Origin of the sequence: Shimia aestuarii (assembly GCF_900114635.1) — a bacterium.
GTDB classification, from domain to species: Bacteria; Pseudomonadota; Alphaproteobacteria; order Rhodobacterales; family Rhodobacteraceae; genus Shimia; species Shimia aestuarii.
On the sequence record NZ_FOTQ01000005.1, the window covers coordinates 180,246 to 206,013 of the forward strand.

Here is a 25,768-nt window from a genome sequence, read left to right on the forward strand (position 1 = left end):
GTCAAAGGACCAACCGCATGACCCCACCGCCCAAATGGTCCCACCTGCCCTTTTTCGCCGAGACCCTACCCACCATCGAACGCACTCTGGCCAAGGATGCACGCGAAATCCTGCCCCCGGTTCCTCAACGCTTTGCGGCGCTTGATCTGACGCCGCCCGACCGGGTCCGTGTCGTCATCCTCGGCCAGGATCCCTACCCCACGCCCGGCCACGCGCATGGCCTTGCCTTCTCCGTTGAACCGGATGTGCGCCCGCTGCCGCGCTCGCTTAACAATATCTTCAAGGAACTGCGCGACGATCTCGGGGATGCGCCTGATTCCGGCGATCTGCGATTTTGGGCCGCCCAGGGCGTTCTCCTGCTTAACACCGTGTTAACCGTTCCCGCCGGTGAGGCGAACGGCCACAAGGCGCTCGGCTGGCAAAAGCTGGCACATGACGTCCTGCAAGACGTATCACAGCGCCCGACCGCCTTTGTTCTGTGGGGAAAACAGGCGCAGGCCCTTGCACCTCACATTTCATCCCCTAAAACTGACCCCAACTTCGAGACCGATCACCTGCTGATCGAAACCGCCCATCCTTCGCCGCTCTCGGCGCGACGCGGCTTCTTTGGCTCCCGCCCGTTCTCGCGCATCAACACTTGGCTCACCGCGCGCGGTGAACCCGCAATCAACTGGACGACGACATGACCGAAACCGTTCTGGACAAGATCAAGGCCTACAAGCTCGAGGAAATCGCTGCCGACAAGGCCGCCAAATCGCTCGAGGCCATCGAGGCCGAGGCCCGCGAAGCCGGTCCCACCCGTGGCTTCGCCGACGCGCTGCGCATGGCGTCACGCTCTGGTTACGGCCTGATTGCCGAGGTTAAAAAGGCGTCCCCTTCCAAGGGTCTGATCCGCCCCGATTTCGATCCGCCCGCCCTCGCCAAGGCCTATGAGGAAGGCGGTGCCACCTGCCTTTCCGTACTCACCGACACGCCCAGCTTCCAGGGGGACAAATCCTTCCTCACAGCGGCACGCGCGGCCACCAGCCTGCCTGCTCTGCGCAAGGATTTCATGTACGACACCTACCAGGTCGCCGAAGCCCGCGCGCTCGGGGCGGACTGCATTCTGATCATTCTCGCATCGGTCAGCGATGCGCAGGCGCAAGAGCTTGAAGAAGCCGCCTTTTCCTGGGACATGGACGTGCTTCTCGAGGTCCACAACCAGGAAGAACTCGAACGCGCGAGCCTGCTGAAGTCCGAACTGATGGGCATCAACAACCGCAACCTCAAAACGTTCGAGACCACGCTCGACACCACGCGCAAGCTCTCCAAACTGGTGCCTGCCGACCGTCTGATCGTCTCCGAAAGCGGCCTCAACACACCCGAAGACCTCGCCGACATGGCGCGCTACGGCGCTCGTATCTTCCTGATCGGTGAAAGCCTGATGCGTCAGGATGACGTGGCCAGTGCCACCCGTGATCTGCTCGAAAACCCGCTGACCGCAGGGGCGATGTGATGTCCGGCCTCACGCATTTCGACGGCAAGGGCGACGCCCACATGGTCGATGTCTCCGACAAGGCCGTGACATCGCGCGTCGCCACCGCCGAAGGCTGGGTGAAGATGGCGCGCGAAACCTTTGATATCATTACCGAAGGGCGCGCAAAAAAGGGTGATGTTCTGGGTGTGGCTCGCCTTGCCGGGATCATGGGTGCCAAACAGTGTTCCAACCTGATCCCGCTCTGCCACCCCCTTCCCATCACCAAGGTCGCCGTGGAGCTCACTCCCGACGAGACCCTCCCCGGCATCCGCATCGAGGCCACGGTCAAGACCACCGGCCAGACCGGTGTCGAAATGGAAGCCCTCACCGCCGTCAATGTCGCCGCCCTCACTGTCTATGACATGAGCAAAGCCGTGGACAAGGCGATGGAAATCGGCGGCATCCGCGTGATCCTCAAGGACGGCGGCAAATCGGGGCGGTACGAAGCGAAATGATCTCCGTCGCCGAAGCCCTCGCCCTGCTCTTTGACATAGCCAAAACCCTGCCGGTCGAAACCGTGCCGCTGAGCCATGCCAATGGCCGTGTTCTGGCCACTCCAGTGACGGCACGCCGCGACCAGCCCCCGTTTTCCGCTTCGGCCATGGACGGCTACGCAATCTGCAAAGAAGACGCCATCCCCGGCTCCCAGCTGGGTGTCATCGGTGAAGCCGCCGCCGGTCACAGCTTCGATGGAGCCGTTGAAGCCGGCCACGCAGTCCGCATCTTCACCGGCGCCCCCGTGCCGAAGGGCGCCTCCCGCGTGATCATCCAGGAGGATGTGATCCGCGACGGTGACATCATCACCCTGAACGACAACCTCGATCAAGGAACCCATATTCGCCCCAAAGGTGGCGACTTCCACGCCGGCCAGACCATCGACACCCCGCGCCTCCTGCGCCCGGCTGACATCGCATTGATGGCGGCCATGAACATCGCCGAAGTGCCCGTCACCCGCAAACCGCGCGTCGCGATCATGGCCACGGGCGACGAACTGGTCATGCCCGGCGAGAACCCCGGCCCGGACCAGATCATCGCCTCAAACAGTTTCGGCCTGCAGGCCATGCTGCGCGATCTTGGCGCCGAAGCGCGCCTTCTGCCTATCGCACGCGACAACGTCGCCTCGCTTGAAATGGCCTTTTCGCTTGTCGATGACGCCGACCTGCTGATCACGATCGGCGGCGCCTCGGTAGGCGACCATGACCTTGTCGGCGATGTGGCGGCCAATCTCGGCATGCAACGCAGCTTTTACAAGATCGCCATGCGCCCGGGAAAACCGCTTATGGCAGGCCGCCTGAAGACAGGTGCCATGATGATCGGCCTGCCCGGCAACCCGGTCTCGGCCATGGTCTGCGGCCATGTCTTCGTCACGCCGGTCATCCGAGCCATGCTTGGCCTTGGCCAATCCGCGGCCCCGGCCCAGTCTGCCCCCCTCGCCGCCCCGGTCAGCGCCAACGGCCCGCGCCAGCATTACATGCGCGCGCATCTTGAAAACGGCCAGCTCACAATCGTCGAGAACCAGGACAGCTCTCTGCTCTCCATTCTCGCCACCGCCAATGCCCTTGCCATCCGCCCCCCCAACGATCCGGCCCGCAACACAGGCGACACGCTGGCCTACCTGCCCATCTGATCCCTCTTCATTTTGCCAAAAATACTCAAAACACCACGTCTTGCACAGGCACGGTGCCAAGGCGTGTTGCCTTTCTGTTCACCAATTAATTGACACAAAACCAGAACATGTATAGAACAAAGGCAAAAGCTGATCCGAGGGAGCGCCCATGCTGACCAAGAAACAACTCGATCTTCTGGAGTTCATCCACAAACGCGTCCAGCGTGATGGCGTGCCACCCAGCTTTGACGAGATGAAGGATGCGCTGGACCTGCGCTCCAAATCCGGCATCCATCGCCTGATCACCGCTCTTGAGGAACGCGGCTTCATCCGGCGCCTTGCCCACCGCGCCCGCGCGATCGAGATCGTGAAACTGCCCGAAAGCATGGGCGGCGCGCCGACCAGCGGGTTCCAACCGCGCGTGATCGACGGCCCGCATCCTTCCCCGGCGCAACCCGCGAATATCTCCCCGGACGAGGTTCAGCTTTTTGCCCGCGAACTGCCCGTCATGGGCAAGATCGCCGCCGGTGTCCCGATCGAAGCGATCAGCCATGTCGATCACCATGTCGCCGTGCCCGGTCAGATGCTCTCATCCGGCGGCAGCCACTATGCGCTTGAAGTCAAGGGCGACTCGATGATCGAGGCGGGGATCAATGATGGCGACGTGGTGATCATCCGCGAATCCTCGACCGCCGACAATGGCGACATCGTCGTGGCGCTGGTCGAGGATCAGGAGGCGACGCTCAAGCGGTTCCACCACAACGGCACTTCCATCGCGCTCGAAGCGGCCAACCCGGCCTATGAAACCCGCGTCTTTCCCGAGGACAAGGTCAAGGTTCAAGGCAAGCTGGTCGGCTTGATCCGCACCTACTGACGGCCCCTACGGCCCTGCATGTTCCAAAGCCGCCGCCCGGTCATCTCTCGAGCGGAGATCACGGGTGTCTGCGCCCCACCCAGCCGGATGGCCACGGCCCCCAGGCTGGCCAGCCGTCCAGGATCATAGCTTTCACAAGGTAGCGGGCTGTCGTAGGCGTGGGTGAACACCACAACGTCCCCATGCGTGCATCCCCCGAACGCCACAAGGCCACGCTTCCCCTGCACATGGATCAAACGCGCTCCGGTCCCCATGTCCATGATTTTTAAACCCGGTGTCCCCTCGCCCCACAATTGCGACGCCGCCACCTGATCCATCGTCGCCCCGTCATTCTCCAGCCAGTTGCGCGCCACGAACCCCTGACCACGCGCCTTGGACAGAGCGCGCCCCCTGTCAGTCATCACCCCTACAAGGCCACCACCATCCGCGATCAAAACGTCCGGGCGTTCGGATTTTGCCCATAGCACCAGCGCCATCCCGGCCAATGCCACCCCGGCCCATCGCCCACGCCCCTGCCATAGCGCAACAATCAGCCCGCCCATGGCCAGCATCGGCAAAACCGCGCGTCCTGCCCCCGGTATCACGCCCCGCGCGCCCTCCAACCCCGACGTGAAGGCAGCCACTTCCAATATCCAGCTCAGCCCAAGCGCCATGGGCCACAAGCCCAACTGCTCCAGCCCCAAGGGCGCCAACAGCGCCGCCACCACCGCCGAGGGCACCACGACCATGCCCATCACCGGCACCGACAAGAGGTTCGCAGGCAAGCCATAATGCGCGACCTGGTTGAAGTGAAAGGCCGCAAACGGCGCCGTCGCCAGCCCCGCAACAAGGGATGAAACAAACACCGCGCCCACCGCGCGCAACCACTTGGGGCCAAACCCGATTTCACGTTCCCGCAACCAGCCGAACGCCACCACAAGCGCCGTCGTCGCCGCAAAAGACATCTGGAATCCCGGCCCCAAAAGCGCTTCGGGGCGTAGAACCAGCACCACCAGCGCCGCAACCGCGACGGCCCGAAGGCTCAGCGCCCTTCGGTCGACCAGAACCGCCGTCAGCATCACGGCCGTCATCACGAAGGCGCGCTCTGTCGACACGCTTCCCCCCGACAGCGCCAGATATCCCGCCGAGGCCAGAAGCGCGACAACCGCCGCCGTTTTCTTGGTATTGATGCGCAACGACACCACGGGAACAAGCGCCAGTCCCATCCGCACCGCGGCAAAGACAAACCCCGCCAACAAGCCCATATGCAAACCGGAAATTGCAAGCAGATGCGCGAGGTTGGAAATACGCAAGGCTTCGACCGTCTCCTTGGGAATGCCTGATCGGTCACCGGTCGTCACGGCTGCGGCGAATCCGGCGACATCGTCGGGCATGCGCGCTTGGATCGCCTCGGAAAGCCACCTGCGGAATGCAAAGACCGCGCCGCCGCTTCCCGGTGGCCCTAGTTCCACTACCGGGGCACGCGTGTAGCCCACGGCCCCCAATCTCTGAAACCACGCATGGCGCTGAAAATCGAAGCCCCCCGGTTCAACCGGCCCTGAGGGAGGCGCCAGATGCCCGGTCAGCCCCAGCCGCATACCTGGCGCAGGCCGCATGGCCGCGTCTTGCCCATGCATCGCCACGCGTACCCGACGTGGCGTCCGCTCGGGCGGCACCCGTTCCAGAACCACGTCCGCCAGCGTGACCCGCAGAGCGTCCGACGCAGAGCGGTCAATCCCTACAACCGTTCCCTCAATCGGCCCGTAATACCGCCAGGAAAGCACCGGTCCGCTCACCTGATGCGCCCGCATGCCTGCCAGCGCAAACCCGAGCATCACCAGCGCGGAGGCCCACATCACCGGCCCGCCAACAGCTCCACCTCTGCGCCCCTGCAGGCCAAGCGCCACGGCGCAGAGGGCCACCACGCCCAGCCCCCACGGCGGCGGCTCAATCTTCAACGTGAAATAGATCCCGATCCCGGCCGCCAGGCACACCGGCGCCCAGGCAAACAAATGCCCCCTCTGTCCCAGAAGGGCCAGCCGGATCATGTTGAGCACGCGCAAGCCTTGTCCTCTCTCGGGCGGGTCGATAGACAGACGCCAACGCTAGATCACCCATGGTTACGGAAAGGTTAAACCCCACATGACAGGCCAGGTCGTCACCCGTTTCGCTCCCTCGCCCACAGGGTTCCTGCATATCGGCGGCGCCCGCACGGCGCTGTTCAACTGGCTCTATGCCCGTGGCCGGGGGGGCAAATTCCTTCTGCGCATCGAGGATACTGACCGTGAACGCTCCACACCCGAGGCCACCCAGGCCATCCTCCAGGGATTGAGCTGGCTCGGGCTGGACCATGACGGCGACGTGACCAGCCAATTCGAAGGGGCTGCGCGTCATGCCGAAGTCGCGCGCCAGCTGCTCGCCGAAGGCAAGGCCTACAAGTGTTTCGCGACCCAGGACGAAATTGCGGCCTTCCGCGAAGCCGCGCGTGCCGAAGGAAAATCGACCCTCTATCGCAGCCCGTGGCGCGACGCTGATCCGGCAACGCATCCCGACGCCCCCTATGCCATTCGCATCAAGGCGCCGCAGGACGGCACTACCGTGATCCGCGATCAGGTGCAGGGCGATGTGACCATCCGCAACGATCAGCTCGACGACATGATCCTGTTACGCAGCGATGGCACACCGGTCTACATGCTGGCAGTTGTTGTAGATGATCACGACATGGGCGTGACACATGTGATCCGGGGGGATGACCACCTCAACAACGCCGCGCGCCAGATGATGATCTACGAAGCCATGGGCTGGGACGTGCCGGTTTGGGCCCATATCCCGCTGATCCACGGGGCGGATGGCAAAAAGCTGTCCAAGCGTCATGGCGCGCTTGGTGCCGAAGAATACCAGAAAATGGGCTACCCGGCGGCTGGCATGCGAAACTACCTTGCCCGCCTTGGCTGGAGCCACGGCGACGACGAGTACTTCACCGACACTCAGGCGCGTGCGTGGTTCGACTTGAATGGAATCGGCAAAAGCCCTGCGCGGTTCGACACAAAAAAGCTCGAAAACCTCTGTGGCCAGCACATTGCCGCCGCGGATGATGCCGCACTGCTGCAAGAATTGCAGGAATTCCTTGCGGCCACCGACCAAAACCCCCTCAGCGACGAAAAGTCCACCTTGATGAAGGCTGCGATGTATTGCCTCAAAGAGCGGGCCAAGACTTTCCCGGAACTCATTGAAAAGGCACATTTTGTCCTGACGGATCGCCCGTTGGACTATGATGAAAAGGCCGCAAAGAACCTTGATACGGTATCCCGTGGTATACTGGGAGAATTGACGCCGCAGCTGCAAAATGCTAGCTGGACGCGAGACGGGCTGGAAGCCGTCACAGGCGCCTTTGCAGAGACAAGGGAAATCAAGTTCGGCAAGATGGCAGGCCCCCTGCGGGCGGCACTTGCAGGGCGCGCCGTGACTCCCAGCGTTTTCGACATGATGCTCGTTCTGGGCCGCGATGAAACCATCGCCCGCCTTGAGGAAGCGACCACATACGAAGCGGAGGCGCAGACCGGCTGAACGGATTTGCGCCCCGACATAACAAACCGCCCGCGTGGTCCGCGCCTGGGCATGAGACGAAGGGAACATGAATGTCTGACACTCAGAAAACCGCGACTTTGACGATTGACGACAAGTCCTACGAGCTGCCCATCCACTCGCCGACCGTGGGTCCCGACGTGTTGGACATCCGTAAACTCTATGGCCAGGCCGGTGTGTTCACCTACGACCCGGGCTTCACGTCTACTGCTGCCTGTGACTCGACCATCACCTATATCGACGGTGAAAAGGGCGAGTTGCTGCACCGCGGGTACCCGATCGATCAGCTGGCGGGCAAATCGCATTACCTCGAAGTCTGCTACCTGCTGCTTTACGGTGAACTGCCGTCGGCGGCCGAGCTGGAAACCTTCGAGACCACGATCACCCGCCACACGATGATCCATGAGCAGATGCACAACTTCTTCCGCGGGTTCCGCCGCGATGCGCATCCCATGGCCACGATGGTCGGTGTGGTTGGCGCGATGTCGGCCTTCTACCATGACAGCACCGACATTTCCGATCCGCTGCAGCGCGAGGTCGCCAGCCACCGTTTGATCGCCAAAATGCCCACCATTGCGGCGATGGCTTACAAATATTCGATCGGCCAGCCCTTCGTGTACCCGCGCAACGATCTGGATTACGCGGCCAACTTCCTGCACATGTGCTTTGCGGTTCCAGCCGAGGAATACCACGTCGACCCGATCCTGAGCCGCGCGATGGACCGCATCTTCACCCTGCACGCCGACCACGAACAGAACGCATCGACGTCGACCGTGCGTCTGGCGTCGTCCTCCGGCGCCAACCCGTTCGCCTGCATCGCGGCGGGCATTGCCTGCCTCTGGGGACCCGCCCACGGTGGCGCAAACCAGGCGTGCCTAGAAATGCTCAAGGAAATCGGCACCCCCGATCGCATCCCCGAGTTCATCGCCCGCGCCAAGGACAAGAACGACCCGTTCCGCCTGATGGGCTTTGGCCACCGCGTCTACAAGAACTTCGACCCGCGCGCGACCGTGATGAAACAGTCCGCCGACGAAGTGCTTGATCTGCTGGGCGTCGAAGACAACCCGATCCTTGCCACCGCCAAGGAACTGGAACGCGCCGCGCTGGCCGATCCCTACTTCGCCGAAAAGAAACTCTTCCCGAACGTCGACTTCTACTCCGGCATCATCCTCGAGGCGATGGGCTTCCCGACTTCGATGTTCACCCCGATCTTTGCGCTGTCGCGCACCGTGGGTTGGATTTCGCAGTGGAAGGAACAGCTCTCGGATCCGGGCCACAAGATCGGCCGCCCGCGTCAGCTCTACCTCGGCGAAACCGCGCGAGACTACGTGGACATCGAAAGCCGCTGATCCTTTAAGGAACCCTGACATCTCAAAACGCTCGGACCTTGTTGTCCGGGCGTTTTCATTTTTGCGACAATGCCAGCCGAGGGTGCCATTGTTACCCATTTCGAACCAATGCGTCCCACGCCTTGACCTGCTTCATGGCAATCGGCAAAATCAATTTGATTTCAATTGGGTATTGGTTTCATGGGTATTGCAGCTTTTTTGATGATGGGCCTCGTTTTGGCCGGTTTTATGGTAATTTCCGAGTCCGGAGACGATTCCGACTCTTCTGAACAGAATGACACAGCCGGCGACGGCAGAGATGACACCCTTGTGGGCGGCGATGGCGACGATCTTCTTGCAGGGAAATCTGGGGACGATGACATCACCGGCCGGGGTGGCTTCGACATCCTGCTTGGAGGCGATGGCGACGATTTGCTCAAGGGGCGCGATGGTGACGACCTGCTGATCGGCGGAGACGGCGATGACAATCTGCGCGGCGGACAGGATAATGACCTGCTTCAGGGAAGCGGTGGCAATGACACGTTGAAGGGCGGCGAAGGCAATGACCTTCTGGTTGGCGCCGACACGACAAATCGGGACCTGACCGAAGACGATATCCACGCACTTGGAAACGGCGCCACCCCCGAACAGTTGAACTATCGCTACCAACCGCCAACAGATCCCGAAAGTAACCTTCTGGAGGGTGAAGAAGGAAATGACACGCTCCTGCTCGGTGAAAATGACACCGGGGTCGGCGGCGAAGGCGATGACGCGTTTGAAATCGGTGAATGGGTCGATGTCACGTCCGACCAAGAGGCCCCGCTGATCACCGATTTCGACGAAGAAGACGACGTGCTGATCGTGCGCTATGCCCAGTCCCAGCCCGCACCGCGCATCACTCTTTCCATTCAAGACGACACTCGCCACGTCTATGCCGATGGACAGCTTGTCGCGCGCGTGCAGGGCGACGGCGGGCCATTCTTCGCCGGTGACGTACGGCTTCAACCGATCTGACCCGCCCCTTGCAATCCCGGCGTGCGCCGCCTATGTCTCGGCCACGGTCCGCAGTTCACCGAGGCGCCGCCGGTCACACGACCCTGCTAAACCTGCCGAATACCTCCGACAGCATGTTCTTTTGAACCCGTGCCGTCGACAAGGGCGGCCATCGACCCCAACCACATGGGGGGCACGATCAGTCAAAAGGATACAGGCCATGTCGAGAGACGTGACACCCCTCTTTATTGCCGATGTGTCGGCATTTTCGAAAACCTTGCGCAAAACGTTGTCCGAACAGGACAGCGTGCCCGGCCATGCGGCCATGCTCGGCCTGATTACCAAGGCCGCCGGCTATCGCAATCATCAGCATTTGCGCGCCACGCCCCCTGCCCCGGTTCTGGACGAACTGGCGCTCAAGAGGGCCATGCGTGTGTTTGACGATTCGGGCCACATGACGCGTTGGCCCAAGCAGACCAAAGTTCAGGGCCTTTGCCTCTGGCCCTTCTGGGCGCGCATGCCCGCGCACGAAGATTTGGGCGAAAAAGACGTGAACGCGATCCTGAAACAGGGGCTCGCTTTTGAGGATCACGTGCTTTTGCGCAGGTCGCTCATTGATCACGGATTTGCAGAGCGCACGGTGGACGGACGTGTCTACCGGCGGATTGAGCGCAAACCCACCCCCGAGGCGCTGGCCCTGATGGCGCGCCTGCGGGGATAGGCAAAGGGATCAGCGCCCCTCGTATTTCGCGGGGCGCTTTTCCAGAAACGCGATCACGCCTTCCTGGAAATCGCGCGTCTTGCCAAGGCTGCCCTGCAGCTTGGCTTCGTTTTCCATCTGGCCGGTCCAATCCTTGTCCCAGCTTTCGTGGATCGCCTGCTTGATACGCTGATAGGCCAGCGTCGGCCCTTGGGCGAGATGCGCCGCACGCCCCCGCCAATGCGCGTCAAACGCGTCATCTGCAACCGCTTCCCAGATCATGCCCCAGTCATCCGCCTGACGCGCGGTGATCTTGTCGGCAAACAGCGCGGCCCCCATGGCCTTGGCCGAGCCCATTGACCGCGGAAGCTCATAGGTGCCCCCGGCATCCGGCATCAGGCCAATCCGCGCAAAGGCCTGCAGGAAGTAAGCGCTCTCGGTGGCAATCACAACGTCAGCAGCCAGTGCAAGGTTGGCCCCTGCCCCCGCAGCCGGTCCGTTCACTGCACTGATCGTCGGCACTGGACAGTCCCTAATTGCACGGATCATCGGTGTGTATTCGTCCCGCAGGCTGCGCTCCAGATCAAGTGCGGCCGCATTCGCCCCGTCGCCCAGATCCTGCCCCGAACAAAAGGCCTTGCCCGCCCCGGTCAGAACCACGACACGCGCCGTGCGTCCGGCTTCGATCACAGCATCGGTAATCTCGGCCCGCATCTGCTGGGTCAGGGCGTTCAACGTATCCGGGCGGTTCAGCGTTACAATCGCGATACCGTCGGTGTTCTCTAGCGTAATGGTTTGATAGTCCATGAATCCTCTCCGCTGCGCATCCCAACATGGCACTGCGCTGCCCCGGCACCAAGCAAGACCTCACGTCAGTCTTTCAGGATTTCCTTGAGCCGCGCCTCTTCCTCGGCGCTCAGGCCCGCCACATTCTGCGGCGTCGCAGTACTGCGCCCCCGGAGGTACATCCCGGCCATGATCAGCGCCAACAAGAAGGCCACCGGCCCCGCCAGCCACAAAAGCATGTTCGAGCCACTGGTCTGGGGACGCAGCAACACGTATTCGCCATAACGACCAACTACGAACTCTACGACTTCTTCGTTGCTGTCCCCTTCCACCAGCCGTTCCCGTACCAAAAGGCGCAGGTCACGGGCCAGTTCGGCGTTGGACTCGTCGATGCTCTCGTTGCGGCAGACGAGGCAGCGCAGGTCCTTGGAGATGTCCCGCGCCCGTTCTTCAAGCTTGGGATCGTCAAGAACCTCATCCGGCTGCACGGCCCAGACCGGGCCGGCAACACAAAGTGCCATCACAATCGCTGCAAGTGTCTTTCTGATCATTCTGCCGGTACTCCCCCGGTTGGCGCCTTGCGCGCGCCTGCCGCCACGCGATAGCGCCGGTCGGTCAGGCTGAACAAACCGCCCAGCGACATCAGGAACGTGCCCATCCAGATCCAGTTGGTCATCGGCTTGATATAGGTCCGAACGGTATAGCCGCCGTCCGCCTGCGGATCTCCGACCACAACATAGACATCGCGCATAAGGCGGTAATCAATCGCCGCCTCGGTGGTTGGCATGGCCGACACGGGATATACGCGTTTTTCAGGATGCAGCATCGCAACGTCGCGCCCGTCCTTGCGCACCCGGATATCCCCCATGGTCGAGAGATAGTTCGGCCCCTCGACCTCGCGCACATCCTCAAGCGTGATCTCATAGGCCCCAATTGTATAGGGCTCACCCTTGTAGGCGACGCGAATGTCTTCCATGTCCCAGGCCATCAGTCCGGAGACACCCAACATGGTCACACCCAGACCGGCATGGGCAATGGTCTTGCCCCAATCCGCGCGCGGGAGCCGAGCAAGCCGTCCCAGCCGGGCCCCAATGCTGCCTCGCCCGGTACGAGAATAAACATCCGTCAGCGATCCGAAAATCAGCCACGATCCAAGGAACAAACCAACCGGTCCCAGCAGGCTGCGTTCGCTCTGCATGGCCCATGCCAGGCCACCCAAAGCGAGAGCCAGAACAAAGGCCGGGATCAGTGGTTTGACCACCTTGCCGATCTTTGCGCGTTTCCATGGCAACATCGCCCCGATCGGCAACACCGCCCCAAGGATCACCATGAACGGCGTGAACGCCATGTTGAAGAACGGCGGTCCCACGCTCAGCTTGCGGACAAAGAAAATCTCCGAAACCAGCGGCCAGATCGTCCCGATGAAGACCACGAAACAGCTTACCGCCAGCAGGATATTGTTGAGCACCAGCGCGCTTTCACGGCTGACCATGCCAAAGATACCCTTGGCTTCCATCGCCGCCGCCCGCACCGCGAAAAGCACAAGCCCGCCCCCGGTGAACAGCGCCAGAATCGCGAGAATATAAACACCGCGCTCCGGGTCATTGGCAAAGGCATGCACAGAAGTGATCACGCCCGATCGAACGATGAACGTCCCGATAAGCGAAAAGCCAAAGGCAAGAATGGCCAGCAGGATCGTCCAGCTTTTCAACGCCTCGCGCTTTTCCACGACAATGGCCGAATGCAACAGCGCCGCTGCCAGAAGCCACGGCATGAACGAGGCATTCTCCACCGGGTCCCAGAACCAGAATCCGCCCCAGCCAAGCTCGTAATAGGCCCACCAGGACCCAAGCGCGATCCCGATAGTCAGGAAAATCCAAGCCGCCAATGTCCAGGGCCGCACCCAGCGTGCCCAGGCCGCATCAACCCGGCCTTCGATCAGGGCGGCGATAGCAAAGGAAAACGCCATGCTGAGACCAACATAGCCAAGATACAGGAACGGCGGATGGAAGGCCAAACCGGGGTCCTGCAACAAGGGGTTCAGACCACGCCCGTCAAACGGGGCCACGCCCATACGCAGGAATGGGTTGGACGTGAACAGGATGAACCCGAAAAACGCCACGCCGACGGCTGCCTGAACGGCCAATGCCCGCGCGCGCAGGCTTGGGGGCAGATTGCCGCCAAACCATGCCAGACACGCGCCAAACAGTGTCAGAATCAGGACCCACAAAAGCATCGAGCCCTCGTGGTTCCCCCAGACACCGCTCACCTTGTAGAGCATCGGCTTGAGTGTATGGGAGTTCGACGTCACCAGTTGCACGGTGAAATCCGACATCACGAACGCATAGGTCAGCGCCGCAAAGGAAAACAGGGTGAAGAGGAATTGCAGCCCTGCCGCCGGTTCCGCCACGGCCATCCAGCCGGGCCAGCGTTTGTGGGCTCCAATCAGCGGAACGACCGCCTGCACCAATGCGGTGACGGCGGCCAAAATCAGGGCAAAGTGGCCAAGTTCGACTATCATGCGCCTTGTATATTCTTTCCAAAAGGCGTGGCCAATGGCTTTCGTCAAGGCAGGTCGATCACAATGTCGCGCCTCATCGATTCTTTGTGTTTTTCCAATCCTGAAGCGCCGGGTTTTCGCCCGTTGCCCCGGCCTCGAGCGCGCGGACTTCGCGGATGTGCTCGACCACCTGCGGCACCTGCGCCATGGTTCCGGCGATCGAACGTTGAAACTCCTGCCCCTTGGCCTGATGCCGCGCCCCGAAATAAAAACTCACCACCACCCCCAACAGCCACCAAAGCGGTTCGGGCACCAGCGCAATCCCAGCCATACGCTCGGCAAACCAGACCGGGTGGACCATGGCCGAGACAAACAGCCCCAGGCAGCCCAAAGCCATGGCCGGGCGCGGCAGCCGGTTCACACCATCCATGATCCGGTCAAACCTTCCACGCCCGACCTGTCGAAACTCGGCCGAAAACCCCTGCATGGCGGCAATCTGCACATCCTTGGCCCGAACCGCACCGGCCTCGGCGTTTTCACGGAACACTTCGGCGGTTTCCTTGACCACGTTGCGCCCGCTTCCGAACACCAACGAAAAGAGCTTCTCGATCAACCCCATGCTGCCACCCGCTTTTGAAACTCCGCCTCGCTCATGTGATAACGCGTCGAGATGAACTCTTCGGCCCGCTTGATCCAACCGCCCTTGCCGCCCTTGTGACTACGCGCAAATTTGCGCGAGGCCGGACGGCGGTCTGCCAGCCGGAAATAGTAGTTGCGCCGGGCAATCCCGTAGGCGTCGGCAAGGTGATTGGGCGCCGCCGCAGCAGCAGCTTCGGCAGCGGCAATGGTGTGCGGCCCGATCACTCCGTCCACGCTCACCTTTTGCCCCATCTGCCCCAACAGTTCCTGCAGTATCTTCACCGCATTCGAACCGGCATTCACATACATGTCGAACACGCTGGCCTGCAGCACCTCGGGAAGGCGATCCACGCCGGGGCCCTGAAAATAGTGCTCGAGAAACACCGTGATCGCATCCTCACGCTTCACCGCGCGGATATCGGCCACATCCACATCGCCGTCGCCGTCCTTGTCCAAACCAAGGCGGCGTGCTGTGGCCAGTGTCACACCAAACTTGGTGGCCCCACCCGGATCATCCGGATCATTCACAAAGCCGCCTTCACGGGCGACGATTTCCTCGGCAATCTGGCGGACATCCTGCATGGCGCATCCTCGCGGCTTTTCCAAAAAACACCGCCAAAGCCTGCCGCAAACAGGTTAACGCGCCCAAAGACCACCGTACGCCACAAAAAACCGCCCGGACGAACCGGGCGGGCTTTGCAATTTTTCCAAAAGGAAACCGATCTTAGCTTTCGGCGTCAGGCTCCACGTAAACGCCTTGCTCCTTGAGCGCGTCCACAACCTCTTTTGGCATGTAGGTCTCGTCATGTTTGGCAAGGATTTCCTCGGCTTCAAAGACACCGTTGATGTAACGCCCGGTGCCCACCATACCTTGGTTCTCTTCGAACAGATCGGGCAGCACGCCGGTATAGGCCACCTTGATCGACGCCCCGCCATCGGTCACCGAGAAGGTGACGGTTTCGCCCTGTCCGCGCACCAGCGTGCCTTCCTCGACCAGCCCGCCAATGCGGAACACTTCGCTGGCATCGGGCGGCGCTTCGGCCACCTGGCTGGGCGAGCGGAAGAAATTGATCCCGTCACGCATCGCGTACCCAATAAGCGCCGTCGAAACGGCCAGCGCCACAAAGGCCACGACGATGACCTGAATGCGACGACGTTTCTTGAGGTTCTTCATCCTGTTTTCCCCTCTTCGGACCCTACGGGAAGACCGGCGCCAACATCAGGCCCTCTGTTTCCTCTTCCCCAAGCATCAGGTTTGCATTCTGCAACGCCTGCCCGCTCGAGCCCTTGGTCAAATTGTCCAGCGCCGCGATCACGATCACGCGGCCCTCGATCCGGTCGGCCACCACGCCGATATGGCAGAAGTTCGACGCCCGGATATGTTTCGTGCTCGGCGCCTCGCCAAAGGGCAGCACCTCGATAAACGGCTCGTCCTCATACGTCGCCGCCAAAGTGTCATACACCTCCTGCGCATTGCCATGCACATAGGCCGTCCCAAGGATCCCCCGGTTCGCCGGTACAAGATGCGGCGTGAACTGAATCCGCACCTCGCGCCCGGCGATCTTGCTGAACTCCTGGTCGAACTCTCCCAGATGCCGGTGCGTGCCGCCCACGGCATAGGCGTGATACCCTTCGCTCAGCTCGGCATGCAAAAGGTTCTCCTTCAGCGACCGGCCTGCGCCCGATACAGCACATTTCAGATCCAGAATGACATGATCAAAGTCAATTACCCCGGCCTTGAACAGCGGCGACAGGATATATTGACCGGTGGCCGCGTTACAGCCCGTCCCGGCCACAAGCCGCGCCTGCTTGATCTCATCACGATAGAACTCGGTCAGCCCATAAACCGCCTCGTCCTGACATTCGAGCGCATCATGCTGCCCGCCGTACCATTTTGCGTACTCCTCGGGGTCACGCAGCCGGAAATCCGCCGACAGGTCGACGATCTTGAGCGACTTGGGCAGCTCGCGGATCACCTTCTGGCTGGTGGCATGCGGCAACGCACAGAAACACAGGTCCACACCGGCAAAGTCGATCTCGTCGATCGTGCACAGGTCCGGCAGGTCCAGATGACGCAGATGCGGGAACACTTCGGACATCTTCATGCCCGCCTTGCGGTCCGCCGACAACGCCACGATCTTCATATTGGGATGGGTGGCAATCAGCCGGACAAGCTCTGCGCCGGTATATCCGCTGGCGCCCAGAATTGCGATTTTATGGGTCATGATCAGACCTCTTCCTTCCTTGGAAACACGCCGCCCGGCGTGCCGCCCCTCATTCTTCGAGGCGTTATGTAATCGAGATAGGGGAAAATTACGAGGGCTGCGCGCTTACGCCGCCTCAAAAGTAATCCGTCGTCGCAAGAACTGCGTCGCTCGGTCCGACACCTTGCGCGCGTCCCCCGTGGTCAGGAAAACCGACTCCGAGCCCGATCCCTTCATGTTGGGATGGCGTTCAAGATAATCCGCCAGCGACTCGGCCACCAAATTGGCCTGGCTGTACACGGTCACGTCCGCCCCCAGCGCATCCTGGAAGGTCTCGTGCATCAACGGGTAATGGGTACAGCCCAGAATTGCCGCCTCCGGGTTCGGCATCTTGCGCTTGAGCGCGTCGACATGGCTGCGCACCAGTGCCTCAGCCAAAATCATGTCACCGTCTTCGATGGCATCCACCACCCCGCCACAGGCTTGTGCCTCGACATCAACGCCAATGGCACGAAACGCCAGCTCCCGCTGGAACGCACGGCTGGCTACGGTTGCGGGCGTCGCAAAAAGCGCCACATGTTTCACCGCCACTTCACGCGGCGGGCTATTGTCGCCCCAACTGCGTTCGGTCAGCGCCTCGATCAGCGGCACAAACACGCCCAGCACCCGCTTGTCGGTGGGAATCCAGCTTTCCTGCATCCGCCTCAGCGCCGCAGCGCTGGCGGTGTTACAGGCCAGGATGACAAGATCACAGCCCGCGTCCCACATCCGCTCCACGGCCGACGTGGTCAGGTTATAGACATCATCCGCATCCCGCACCCCGTAAGGCGCGTGGGCATTGTCCCCGAAATAGACAAACGGTTGATCCGGCAGGCGCTTGCTCACGGCGTCCAGAACCGTCAGCCCACCCAGTCCACTATCAAAAATGCCAACTGCCATTTAAAATTCCAATCAGGGGCTTATGCCCGGTGCTTCTCTTCGAATTCGTACCCGTAACCATTCACTGGGACAGGTCTTGGCGACAAGTCATAGGTCCGTCGCCGCAAGAAGTCCATCAGCCCCTTGGAATCGCTTGCGAACCGGTCCAGTTCTTCGCGCGGGATCGGCTGGCCGATCACCACCTGCACCGGCGCATCCACGCGCGCGCCGAACTCCTTGATCAACAGCCCCAGCCTTAGGGACGAATGCAGATGGCTGGCGATCTGAAAAAGACGGCTGTTGCGCCCCTCGAAATAGACCGGCACCACCTGCGCTTTGGATTTCGCGAGCATCCGGGCCGTAAAACTGCGCCAGCCGGGATCAAGCGGACGCCCAAACGGTTTGGCCGATGTGCTCACCGTTCCACCGGGGAAAATGCCGATCGCCCCGCCTTTCTGCAGATACTCCAGCGCCACTTTCCGGGTATTGAGATTGAGCTTCACCGCCTCACGGTCTTCATCAAACGAGATCGGCAATACGATCCGGTTGATCTCTTCCGCCTTCTGGAAAACGCTGTTGGCCAGAATTCGGAAATCGCCCCGCACCTCGCTCAGCATATGGCCCATCATCATCCCGTCCAGAATGCCGAACGGGTGATTGGCCACCATCAACAATGGGCCATCCTGTGGTATGTCCTGAAGCGACCCACCGATGACCTCAAGGCTGATGCCATAGCGCTCCATCATCACGCGCCAGAAATCGCGACCCTGCGCAACTTCATCCTCGTATCCCGCCGCCCGTTTGATCAGTCCAAGCCGCCCGGTGGCGTTTTCCAACAACCGGATGACCGTGCGTCCGCCCCGCGTCTCCGCAGAGTGGGCATAACTGATTTCTCGGGTCACATCGCTGTGCATGGGCGCGGGTCCGCTCAGGTTTCCTGCCCGCGATATACGCAGGTTGGAAAAACCTGAGAAGTCCCCATTTTGCCGCGATGGAAAGGCGGCGTTATTCTGCCGCCGCCTTGACCGTATCGCCCGCCTTGAGCGCAGCCAAAAGCTCTTCGCGCCGCTTGGCCGCCTTGGCCTCGTTGGCCTGTTTCACAGGACCAAAGCCACGGATCTGCAAGGGCAGCTCCGCCAGCGCCACAGCCGCATCCGAGGCCCTGTCACCATGCTCGGCAATCACCGTGGCCATATCTGCCTCATATTGCTTGATCAGCGCGCGCTCCATCTTGCGTTCATCCGTGCGCCCAAAGATGTCGAGCGGCGTCCCACGCAGCCCCTTCATCTTCGCCAGAAGCTTGAACCACCGCATCATGCCGGGGCCATATTCCTTCTTGAGAGGGCGCCCGTTTGGCCCCTGCTTGGACAGCATCGGCGGTGCCAGCTGGAACTTGATCTCGAAGTCGCCCTCGAACACCTCTTCCGCCTTGGCCCGACTCTCCAGATGCAGACGCGCAACTTCGTACTCGTCCTTATAAGCCAGCAGCTTGTGATAGCCTTTGGCAACCGCCTCCTTCAGGCGCTCATCCTTGATTCCGTCCACCATCTTGCGATAGCGCTTGGCCAAACGCTTGCCCTGATACTTGACCAGGTGATCGGCCCGGAAGGCGATCTTTTCGTCCAGCGACTTGGGCAACTGCACCACTTTCGGCTCCAGCATCGCCGCCGCCTCTTCCGGATACAGCACCGCCCAGCGACCGATCTCAAACGCACGCAGGTTCTTTTCGACAGCTGCGCCGTTGATCTCGATGGCAGCGACAATCGCTTCATGGCTCACTGGCACCAGCCCGTTCTGCCACGCCGCGCCAAACACCATCATGTTCGAGAAGATCGAGTCGCCCATGACGATCCGCGCCAGTTCCGAAGCGTCGAACATCGCCAGCTTCTCGCGAATCCGGGCCTGAAGTGCGACCTCCAACTGCCCTGTAGGCAAGCGGAATTCCGTGTTCTGGGTGAAGGCCCCTGTGATGATCTCGTGGCTGTTGACCACGGCTCCGGTGCGCCCGGTGCTGGTCAGACCCAGCGTCTTGGCCCCGGCACTCACCACCAGATCGCCCCCGATCAGCGCATCCGCCTCGCCGGTGGCAACGCGCACAGCGCTGATATCCTCAGGCGTTTCGGCCAGACGGCAATGGATATGCACCGCGCCGCCCTTCTGGGCCAGCCCGGCCATCTCCATCATTCCCGCGGCCTTGCCATCAATCTGCGCCGCCTGTGCCAGCACCGCACCAATGGTCACAACCCCGGTGCCACCGACCCCGGTGATCACCACGTTATGGGTGCCTTCAATCGGCTTGATATCCGGCATCGGCAAATCCGGCAGGTCCAGCGTCGCCGTCGCCGCCTTCTTGATCTTGCCGCCCTCGATGGTCAGGAAGCTGGGGCAGAACCCGTTGAGACAGCTGAAATCCTTGTTACAGCTCGACTGGTTGATCTTGCGCTTGCGGCCAAGTTCGGTTTCCACTGGCTCGATCGAGATACAGTTCGACTGCACCCCGCAATCGCCACAGCCTTCACAGACATCGGTATTGATGAACACCCGGCGATCCGGGTCCGGGAACAGCCCCCGCTTGCGGCGGCGGCGTTTCTCGGCAGCACAGGTCTGCACATAAACAATGACCGATACACCTTTGATATTTCGGCATTCCTCCTGAACGTTCATCAACTCGGCGCGTTCATGGAACGTGATCCCCTTGGGGAACGCCGCCTGATCCACGTCTTCCTTTTCGTCATAGACGACAAAGACCTTCTCAACCCCCATCGCACGCACTTCGTCGGCGATCTTCTGAGGCGACAACCCGCCATCATTGGCCTGACCACCGGTCATGGCCACGGCGTCGTTGAACAGGATCTTGTAGGTGATGTTCGTGTTGGCTGCCAGGGCAGCACGGATGGCTTGCACGCCCGAGTGGTTATACGTCCCGTCGCCAAGGTTCTGGAACACGTGCCCAGTCTTGGAGAACGGCGCCTCCCCGATCCAGTTCGCGCCCTCGCCGCCCATATGGGTAAAGCCCTGCGTCTCCCGGTCCATCCACTGCACCATGTAGTGACAGCCGATCCCGGCATAGGCACGGCTGCCTTCCGGCACCTTGGTCGACGAGTTGTGCGGACAGCCCGAACAGAACCAGGGTGTGCGCACCGCAATATCCTCGGCATTGTCGGCCCGCTGCGCCTCGGCCAGCTTCTCAAGCCCGGCCTTCACGCTTTCCGTACCACGCCCCTCTTCGATCAGGATCTCGCCCAGCTTCTGCGCGATCCAGATCGGATCCAGCGCCCCGCGCGTCGGGAACAATTCCTCGCGGTGCATGCCACCTGCGCCGCCCTTGTACCAGCCGTAAACGCGGTAGCGGTTGTCATCAAACAACGCTTCCTTGATCTGGATCTCGATCAACTTGCGCTTTTCTTCCACCACAACAATCAGGTCGAGCCCGTTGGCCCATTCATAAAAACCCTTCATGTCGAGCGGGAAGGTCTGGCCCACCTTGTAGGTGGTGATGCCCAGCCGTTCGGCCTCGGCCTCGTCGATGCCCAAAAGGTCCATCGCGTGCACCAGATCAAGCCAGTTCTTTCCCGCGGCGACAAACCCGATCTTCGCGCCGGGCTTGCCCCACATGCGCTTGTCCATCTTGTTGGCATGGCTGAACGCCTCTGCCGCAAAGCGTTTATAGTCGATCATCCGCGCTTCCTGCGCGTGCGGCGTGTCCGCCAGCCGGATATTCAAGCCACCTTCGGGCATGTCAAACTCGGGCGTCACGAAAGACAACCGATGCGGATCACCATTTACCACCGCCGTGGCTTCGATCGTGTCCTTCATCGTCTTGAGACCAACCCAAAGACCCGAGAACCGCGACAGGGCCAGACCATATAGCCCGTAATCCATGATCTCCTGCACGCCTGCGGGCGACACAACCGGCATATAGGCATCCACCAGCGCCCATTCCGACTGGTGCAGCACGGTCGAGCTTTCGCCGGTGTGGTCATCGCCCATCGCCATCAGCACGCCACCATGCGGCGATGTCCCGGCCATATTGGCATGGCGCATCACGTCCCCGGTGCGGTCCACGCCCGGCCCCTTGCCGTACCAAAGACCAAAAACGCCGTCGAACTTGCCCTCGCCCCGCAGCTCCGCCTGCTGGCTTCCCCACAGCGCGGTCGCCGCGAGGTCTTCGTTCAACCCGGACTGGAACAGGACGTCATTGGCCTTGAGCTGCTTCTCGGCCCGCATCATCTGACCGTCCACATTGCCAAGCGGCGATCCACGATAACCGGTGACATAGCCCGCCGTATTCAACCCGGCCTTCGTATCCCGGGCCTTCTGCATCAACATCAAACGCACAAGCGCCTGCGTCCCGTTCAAAAGCACATGGCTTTTTTCCAGGTCGAGCCTGTCGTTCAAAGAAACCTTCTGGATGCTCATCTTGCGCTCCCCTCGCTGGATGATCTCTTGAGATCAATATAGGGGCAATATTAGGTCATAATTTCTGACCTAAGCAATTATTTTTTTGTGATCTCGACACATTCTTCGAACAATCGGTTTCGTTTTTCACGTCTTTCGCCTAGACAAAATAAAACGTCGCGAAAGTTGCCGGAATGGACTGGGACAAGCTTAGAATCTTCCACGCGGTTGCCGATGCCGGCAGCCTGACCCATGCCGGTGACGTGCTTCACCTGTCGCAATCTGCGGTGTCGCGCCAGATTCGCGCTCTCGAAGAATCGCTCAACACCACCCTGTTCCACCGCCATGCCCGCGGACTGATTCTCACGGAACAGGGCGAATTGCTGTTTGACGCGACCAAGTCGATGACCAAACGCCTGGATGCCGCCGCCGCCCGCATCCGCGACAGCGAAGAAGAAGTGTTTGGTGAATTGCGTGTCACCACGACCATCGGCTTCGGCACGCTCTGGCTCGCTCCACGCCTGACCAAGCTCTACGAAAAATATCCCGACCTGAATATCGACCTGATGCTCGAGGAAAAGGTGCTCGACCTGCCCATGCGCGAAGCGGACGTCGCCATCCGTATGAAAGAGCCGTCCCAGGCCGACCTGATCCGCAAACGCTTGATGAGCGTGCGCATGCGCCTTTATGCGACGCCGGAGTACATTCAGGAACATGGCGCCCCTGAGCGGATGAGTGATCTTTCCGCACATCGCCTGATCTGCCAGAACATCACTTCCGAGCAGGTCGGTGCAGGCGCCAGCTTCGTGCAAAGCCTTTTGGCCGACGATGTGCAATCGCTGCTCTACGTCAACAACTACTTCGGTGTGCTTCAGGCTGTTCTGCATGGGCTTGGGATCGGCGTGTTGCCCGATTACGTGACCCAGGATTTTCCAAATCTGGTGCGCGTCCTGCCCGACCATGAATCAGCCGAGGTCCCTGTCTTTCTTGCCTATCCCGAGGAACTGCGCCAATCCAAGCGCATTGCCGCCTTTCGGGACTTCGTTCAGGAAGAAATCATTTCACATCGCAAACAATTGGCACAAAAGGGAAATCCCTAAGCCATGCACGCAATGCATAGCGGCATTGCTGCACCTGCGACATGAAAACCCTTGATCGTTCACAAACTGATCACTAATTCATCTCTCGAAGACGATGATTGCTTAACAGCGCATCATCTTCATACCTCCCTGTTGGACTTCGGCCGAGCTTATGCTCGGCCTTTTTTTTGGCCGGAATGCCCCGTTTCAAAAAACTGCAGGGTCGTTTCAAAAACAGAAACCCTCCTAAATTGAATGCATTTTCCACGGCCAGTGGTAAGCTGCCGGGAAAATGAATCACCATTCGAGGGATATATGTCCGCGCTTGTTAAAAAGGTTATTGGCCTGATTATTGCCGCCTTCCTGCTCGCCACACCTTTGGCGGCCCAGGAAACCACAAACACAGATCCACAGGTCGACCCGGCCACCATGACACCCGAAGCGATTGACGCGATGGTCGCCCGCATGTCCGATGACGAGGTGCGTGCCTTTCTGCTCGAACGGCTCGACGCGGTCGCCATGCAATCCCAGGCCCCCGAAGAGGTGGTGACACTCTCCGACAAGGTGGCAAATCTCTGGGGCGCTTTCACAACGCCGCTTTTACAGACACTTCAAAAGCTGCCAGACACGCTTCGATTCGTTGGTGTCGCGATCTCGAACCAGATCGACAAGGCCAGCAATTCCGGTGGCTTGCTGCTCTGGATCGGCCTGATTGCCCTTGTTCTGGCTGTGGGTTTTGCCGTTGAATACGCGGTACGCGCCTTCCTGATGCGCCGCGTCCGGCAAAAGGCAAACCCTAACGGCGAAGAAAGCCTTCGTGACGCGGTTCAGTTCCTGTTTCGCCGGTTCGTACGGGAAATCCTCGGGCTGATCGTGTTCTACGTGGTCATCCGCGCCTTGGGGCGCAGCCTGCTCTCCCCCGAGATGCTGCTTTTCGCAGCACCTCTTGTCGGTTACCTGATCTGGATGCCGCGGCTCGCTGCCGCCGCATCCCGCTTCCTGCTGGCGCCGCACCGTCCCGACCTGCGTCTGGTCAGCATTGACGACCATTGGGCCCGCTTTCTGCATCGCAATATCGTCGGGGTTGTCTTCCTCGGTGGTCTCACGATCTACAGCGTGACCTTCCTCGCCACCAATGGCGTACCGCCGGGCAGCACACGCCTTGGCTACATGCTCGACAGCGCGCTTTACATCTACATCATCCTCATCGCCCTGACAGCACGCGATGGTCTGCGCGCCATGATGCTGGGCTCTGATCCCGACACCACACGCTTTGACCGCCGTGTTGCCGATGCCTACCCGATCTTTGCGATCGTCGTCGCGGCCAGCACCTGGGCGCTTGTCACGACCCTGATCGGCCTCGGCACGATCAAGCCACTTCTGCAGGGTGCCCATTACACCACCATGTTCCTCCTGCTGGCAGCCCCGGTGGTCGACACAGCGATCCGTGGCCTTGTCCGGCACCTTGTGCCCCCTATGGCTGGCGAAGGCCCGGCAGCAGAAGCCGCTTATCTTTCGACCAAGCGCAGCTATGTGCGCATCGGGCGTGTGATTGCCGTCGGCATCATCTTCTCCCTGATCGCCCGCGCCTGGGACATGTCTGTCGCCGAGCTTCTGATGGGTGGCGCGGGTATTGCCGACAACTTGTTCAGCTTCCTGATGACCGTCGTGGTGGGCTATGTCGCATACGAAGCCGTCTCACTCTGGATCAACTCGCGCCTGGCTGCTGAAATGACCGCCCTCGGCATGAGCCAGGAAGACGCTGACGCCGAAATGGGCGGCGCCAGCGGCTCGCGCCTCTCCACGGTCCTGCCGCTCATGCTGCTGACCGCGCGCGCCACCATCATCGTGGTGTTCGGGCTCTTGGCCATCGGCAACCTTGGCATCGACATCACTCCGCTTCTGGCCGGTGCCGGTGTTCTGGGTCTCGCCATTGGTTTCGGCGCTCAGAAACTGGTCACGGATGTGGTCTCGGGCGTGTTCTTCCTGATCGACGATGCGTTCCGCGTCGGCGATTATGTCGAGATCGACGGCACCATGGGCGCGGTCGAGAAAATCTCGATCCGCTCCATGCAGCTGCGCCACCACCGCGGCCCGGTGCACACGATCCCTTATGGCGAAATCCCCAAGCTCACCAACTATTCGCGTGACTGGGTGATCATGAAGCTCAAGTTCACCGTGCCCTTTGACACCAACCCCAACCAGATCAAGAAGATCTTCAAAAAGATCGGTCAGGAGATGATGGAAGACCCGCTCTTCAAGGACGACTTTCTCCAGCCCTTCAAATCGCAGGGTGTGTTCGACATCGACGATGTCGGCATGGTGATCCGCGGGAAATTCATGGCCAAACCGGGCAAACAGTTCATGATCCGCAAAGAGATCTACAACAAGGTCAAGGCCGCCTTTGCCGAGGCCGGTATCGACTTTGCCCGCCGCGAGGTGCGCGTGGCCATTCCCGGCCTCGAACATCACGAGGACATGAGCGAGGAAGAAAAGGCCGCCATCACCGCCGCCGCGGCTGGTGCCGCCGCCGATGCCGCCCAGCAACAGGATCAGGCGCCCTCTTCCGCGCCCAAAGGCCCCGATTGATCCAGAAAACCCGCGGGCGCGCCCCTGCGCGCCCGCGCCCCCTTTCCCCCTTGCGTGACATGGCTTAAGAGACC

22 protein-coding genes are annotated in these 25,768 nt (G+C 60.9%); 11 read left to right on the plus strand and 11 right to left on the minus strand.

Annotated elements, in window-relative coordinates:
- Window positions 1–17: 17 nt before the first annotated feature.
- The 5 genes from BMZ35_RS13360 to lexA all read left to right on the plus strand — a co-directional run bounded on the left by BMZ35_RS13360 (window position 18) and on the right by lexA (window position 3,996).
- On the plus strand, window positions 18–686 hold the full coding sequence (locus tag BMZ35_RS13360; protein ID WP_093094474.1) for a uracil-DNA glycosylase: 669 nt from the start codon (window positions 18–20) through the stop codon (window positions 684–686).
- On the plus strand, window positions 683–1,495 hold the full coding sequence (gene trpC / locus BMZ35_RS13365; protein WP_093094352.1) for an indole-3-glycerol phosphate synthase TrpC: 813 nt from the start codon (window positions 683–685) through the stop codon (window positions 1,493–1,495). The genes BMZ35_RS13360 and trpC overlap by 4 nt, the downstream gene beginning before the upstream one ends.
- The gene (gene moaC, locus BMZ35_RS13370; protein ID WP_093094353.1) at window positions 1,495–1,971 is read left to right on the plus strand and encodes a cyclic pyranopterin monophosphate synthase MoaC; all 477 of its coding nucleotides are present in this window, start codon (window positions 1,495–1,497) and stop codon (window positions 1,969–1,971) included. The genes trpC and moaC overlap by 1 nt, the downstream gene beginning before the upstream one ends.
- Window positions 1,968–3,143, plus strand: a complete 1,176-nt coding sequence (locus tag BMZ35_RS13375) for a molybdopterin molybdotransferase MoeA (protein ID WP_093094354.1) — start codon at window positions 1,968–1,970, stop codon at window positions 3,141–3,143. The genes moaC and BMZ35_RS13375 overlap by 4 nt, the downstream gene beginning before the upstream one ends.
- A gap of 148 nt (window positions 3,144–3,291) precedes the next feature.
- Window positions 3,292–3,996 carry a transcriptional repressor LexA gene (gene lexA / locus BMZ35_RS13380; protein WP_093094355.1) on the plus strand — a complete coding sequence of 235 codons (705 nt, stop codon included), beginning with the start codon at window positions 3,292–3,294 and terminating at the stop codon, window positions 3,994–3,996.
- Here the strand turns inward: lexA and BMZ35_RS13385 are convergent.
- On the minus strand, window positions 3,990–6,032 hold the full coding sequence (locus BMZ35_RS13385) for a ComEC/Rec2 family competence protein (RefSeq protein WP_341350638.1): 2,043 nt from the start codon (window positions 6,030–6,032) through the stop codon (window positions 3,990–3,992). The genes lexA and BMZ35_RS13385 overlap by 7 nt on opposite strands.
- Window positions 6,033–6,117: 85 nt before the next feature.
- On the opposite strand from BMZ35_RS13385, the gene gltX reads away from it, so the two are divergent.
- The 4 genes from gltX (at window position 6,118) to BMZ35_RS13405 (ending at window position 10,602) form a co-directional block, all read left to right on the plus strand.
- A complete protein-coding gene (gene gltX / locus BMZ35_RS13390) occupies window positions 6,118–7,542 on the plus strand; it encodes a glutamate--tRNA ligase (protein ID WP_093094356.1) in 1,425 nt (474 codons plus the stop codon).
- A gap of 71 nt (window positions 7,543–7,613) precedes the next feature.
- Window positions 7,614–8,909 carry a citrate synthase gene (gene gltA, locus BMZ35_RS13395; protein ID WP_093094357.1) on the plus strand — a complete coding sequence of 432 codons (1,296 nt, stop codon included), beginning with the start codon at window positions 7,614–7,616 and terminating at the stop codon, window positions 8,907–8,909.
- 180 nt (window positions 8,910–9,089) lie between these two features.
- Window positions 9,090–9,902 (plus strand): calcium-binding protein, encoded by an 813-nt coding sequence (locus tag BMZ35_RS13400; RefSeq protein WP_093094358.1) that lies wholly within the window; start codon window positions 9,090–9,092, stop codon window positions 9,900–9,902.
- A 199-nt stretch (window positions 9,903–10,101) separates the two neighbouring features.
- The gene (locus tag BMZ35_RS13405) at window positions 10,102–10,602 is read left to right on the plus strand and encodes a DUF2087 domain-containing protein (protein ID WP_093094359.1); all 501 of its coding nucleotides are present in this window, start codon (window positions 10,102–10,104) and stop codon (window positions 10,600–10,602) included.
- Window positions 10,603–10,611: 9 nt separating this feature from the next.
- Here BMZ35_RS13405 and BMZ35_RS13410 read toward each other — a convergent pair whose 3' ends face one another.
- From BMZ35_RS13410 to BMZ35_RS13455, 10 genes are all read right to left on the minus strand, one after another.
- Window positions 10,612–11,388: an enoyl-CoA hydratase-related protein gene (locus tag BMZ35_RS13410; RefSeq protein WP_093094360.1), complete on the minus strand. Its 777-nt coding sequence runs from the start codon at window positions 11,386–11,388 to the stop codon at window positions 10,612–10,614.
- Between the two features lie 65 nt (window positions 11,389–11,453).
- Window positions 11,454–11,918, minus strand: coding sequence for a cytochrome c-type biogenesis protein (locus BMZ35_RS13415; protein ID WP_093094361.1), 465 nt, complete (start codon window positions 11,916–11,918; stop codon window positions 11,454–11,456).
- Window positions 11,915–13,888 (minus strand): heme lyase CcmF/NrfE family subunit, encoded by a 1,974-nt coding sequence (locus tag BMZ35_RS13420; RefSeq protein ID WP_093094362.1) that lies wholly within the window; start codon window positions 13,886–13,888, stop codon window positions 11,915–11,917. The genes BMZ35_RS13415 and BMZ35_RS13420 overlap by 4 nt, the downstream gene beginning before the upstream one ends.
- 73 nt (window positions 13,889–13,961) lie before the next feature.
- Window positions 13,962–14,486, minus strand: a complete 525-nt coding sequence (locus BMZ35_RS13425) for a holin family protein (protein WP_093094363.1) — start codon at window positions 14,484–14,486, stop codon at window positions 13,962–13,964.
- Complete coding sequence (locus tag BMZ35_RS13430) at window positions 14,477–15,088, minus strand: holin-associated N-acetylmuramidase (protein WP_093094364.1); 612 nt, start codon at window positions 15,086–15,088, stop codon at window positions 14,477–14,479. Before BMZ35_RS13430 ends, BMZ35_RS13425 begins: the two co-directional genes overlap by 10 nt.
- Before the next feature lie 142 nt (window positions 15,089–15,230).
- On the minus strand, window positions 15,231–15,680 hold the full coding sequence (gene ccmE, locus BMZ35_RS13435; RefSeq protein WP_093094365.1) for a cytochrome c maturation protein CcmE: 450 nt from the start codon (window positions 15,678–15,680) through the stop codon (window positions 15,231–15,233).
- A gap of 22 nt (window positions 15,681–15,702) precedes the next feature.
- Window positions 15,703–16,731, minus strand: a complete 1,029-nt coding sequence (gene argC / locus BMZ35_RS13440) for an N-acetyl-gamma-glutamyl-phosphate reductase (protein ID WP_093094366.1) — start codon at window positions 16,729–16,731, stop codon at window positions 15,703–15,705.
- A gap of 105 nt (window positions 16,732–16,836) precedes the next feature.
- The gene (murI, locus tag BMZ35_RS13445) at window positions 16,837–17,649 is read right to left on the minus strand and encodes a glutamate racemase (RefSeq protein WP_093094367.1); all 813 of its coding nucleotides are present in this window, start codon (window positions 17,647–17,649) and stop codon (window positions 16,837–16,839) included.
- A gap of 20 nt (window positions 17,650–17,669) precedes the next feature.
- Complete coding sequence (locus tag BMZ35_RS13450) at window positions 17,670–18,542, minus strand: lysophospholipid acyltransferase family protein (RefSeq protein WP_093094368.1); 873 nt, start codon at window positions 18,540–18,542, stop codon at window positions 17,670–17,672.
- A 91-nt stretch (window positions 18,543–18,633) separates the two neighbouring features.
- Complete coding sequence (locus BMZ35_RS13455; protein WP_093094369.1) at window positions 18,634–22,047, minus strand: indolepyruvate ferredoxin oxidoreductase family protein; 3,414 nt, start codon at window positions 22,045–22,047, stop codon at window positions 18,634–18,636.
- 173 nt (window positions 22,048–22,220) lie between these two features.
- On the opposite strand from BMZ35_RS13455, the gene BMZ35_RS13460 reads away from it, so the two are divergent.
- A complete protein-coding gene (locus BMZ35_RS13460; RefSeq protein ID WP_093094370.1) occupies window positions 22,221–23,126 on the plus strand; it encodes a LysR family transcriptional regulator in 906 nt (301 codons plus the stop codon).
- Between the two features lie 294 nt (window positions 23,127–23,420).
- A complete protein-coding gene (locus BMZ35_RS13465; RefSeq protein ID WP_093094371.1) occupies window positions 23,421–25,694 on the plus strand; it encodes a mechanosensitive ion channel family protein in 2,274 nt (757 codons plus the stop codon).
- The last annotated feature ends 74 nt before the right edge of the window (window positions 25,695–25,768 follow it).

Excerpts from the sequence above, each read along its gene's own strand:
- BMZ35_RS13360 (WP_093094474.1), top strand. The coding sequence starts at position 18 with ATGACCCCACCGCCCAAATGGTCCCACCTGCCCTTTTTCGCCGAGACC.
- trpC (WP_093094352.1), top strand. The coding sequence starts at position 683 with ATGACCGAAACCGTTCTGGACAAGATCAAGGCCTACAAGCTCGAGGAA.
- moaC (WP_093094353.1), top strand. The coding sequence starts at position 1,495 with ATGTCCGGCCTCACGCATTTCGACGGCAAGGGCGACGCCCACATGGTC.
- BMZ35_RS13375 (WP_093094354.1), top strand. The coding sequence starts at position 1,968 with ATGATCTCCGTCGCCGAAGCCCTCGCCCTGCTCTTTGACATAGCCAAA.
- lexA (WP_093094355.1), top strand. The coding sequence starts at position 3,292 with ATGCTGACCAAGAAACAACTCGATCTTCTGGAGTTCATCCACAAACGC.
- gltX (WP_093094356.1), top strand. The coding sequence starts at position 6,118 with ATGACAGGCCAGGTCGTCACCCGTTTCGCTCCCTCGCCCACAGGGTTC.
- gltA (WP_093094357.1), top strand. The coding sequence starts at position 7,614 with ATGTCTGACACTCAGAAAACCGCGACTTTGACGATTGACGACAAGTCC.
- BMZ35_RS13400 (WP_093094358.1), top strand. The coding sequence starts at position 9,090 with ATGGGTATTGCAGCTTTTTTGATGATGGGCCTCGTTTTGGCCGGTTTT.
- BMZ35_RS13405 (WP_093094359.1), top strand. The coding sequence starts at position 10,102 with ATGTCGAGAGACGTGACACCCCTCTTTATTGCCGATGTGTCGGCATTT.
- BMZ35_RS13410 (WP_093094360.1), bottom strand. The coding sequence starts at position 11,388 with ATGGACTATCAAACCATTACGCTAGAGAACACCGACGGTATCGCGATT.
- BMZ35_RS13415 (WP_093094361.1), bottom strand. The coding sequence starts at position 11,918 with ATGATCAGAAAGACACTTGCAGCGATTGTGATGGCACTTTGTGTTGCC.
- BMZ35_RS13420 (WP_093094362.1), bottom strand. The coding sequence starts at position 13,888 with ATGATAGTCGAACTTGGCCACTTTGCCCTGATTTTGGCCGCCGTCACC.
- BMZ35_RS13425 (WP_093094363.1), bottom strand. The coding sequence starts at position 14,486 with ATGGGGTTGATCGAGAAGCTCTTTTCGTTGGTGTTCGGAAGCGGGCGC.
- BMZ35_RS13430 (WP_093094364.1), bottom strand. The coding sequence starts at position 15,088 with ATGCAGGATGTCCGCCAGATTGCCGAGGAAATCGTCGCCCGTGAAGGC.
- ccmE (WP_093094365.1), bottom strand. The coding sequence starts at position 15,680 with ATGAAGAACCTCAAGAAACGTCGTCGCATTCAGGTCATCGTCGTGGCC.
- argC (WP_093094366.1), bottom strand. The coding sequence starts at position 16,731 with ATGACCCATAAAATCGCAATTCTGGGCGCCAGCGGATATACCGGCGCA.
- murI (WP_093094367.1), bottom strand. The coding sequence starts at position 17,649 with ATGGCAGTTGGCATTTTTGATAGTGGACTGGGTGGGCTGACGGTTCTG.
- BMZ35_RS13450 (WP_093094368.1), bottom strand. The coding sequence starts at position 18,542 with ATGCACAGCGATGTGACCCGAGAAATCAGTTATGCCCACTCTGCGGAG.
- BMZ35_RS13455 (WP_093094369.1), bottom strand. The coding sequence starts at position 22,047 with ATGAGCATCCAGAAGGTTTCTTTGAACGACAGGCTCGACCTGGAAAAA.
- BMZ35_RS13460 (WP_093094370.1), top strand. The coding sequence starts at position 22,221 with ATGGACTGGGACAAGCTTAGAATCTTCCACGCGGTTGCCGATGCCGGC.
- BMZ35_RS13465 (WP_093094371.1), top strand. The coding sequence starts at position 23,421 with ATGTCCGCGCTTGTTAAAAAGGTTATTGGCCTGATTATTGCCGCCTTC.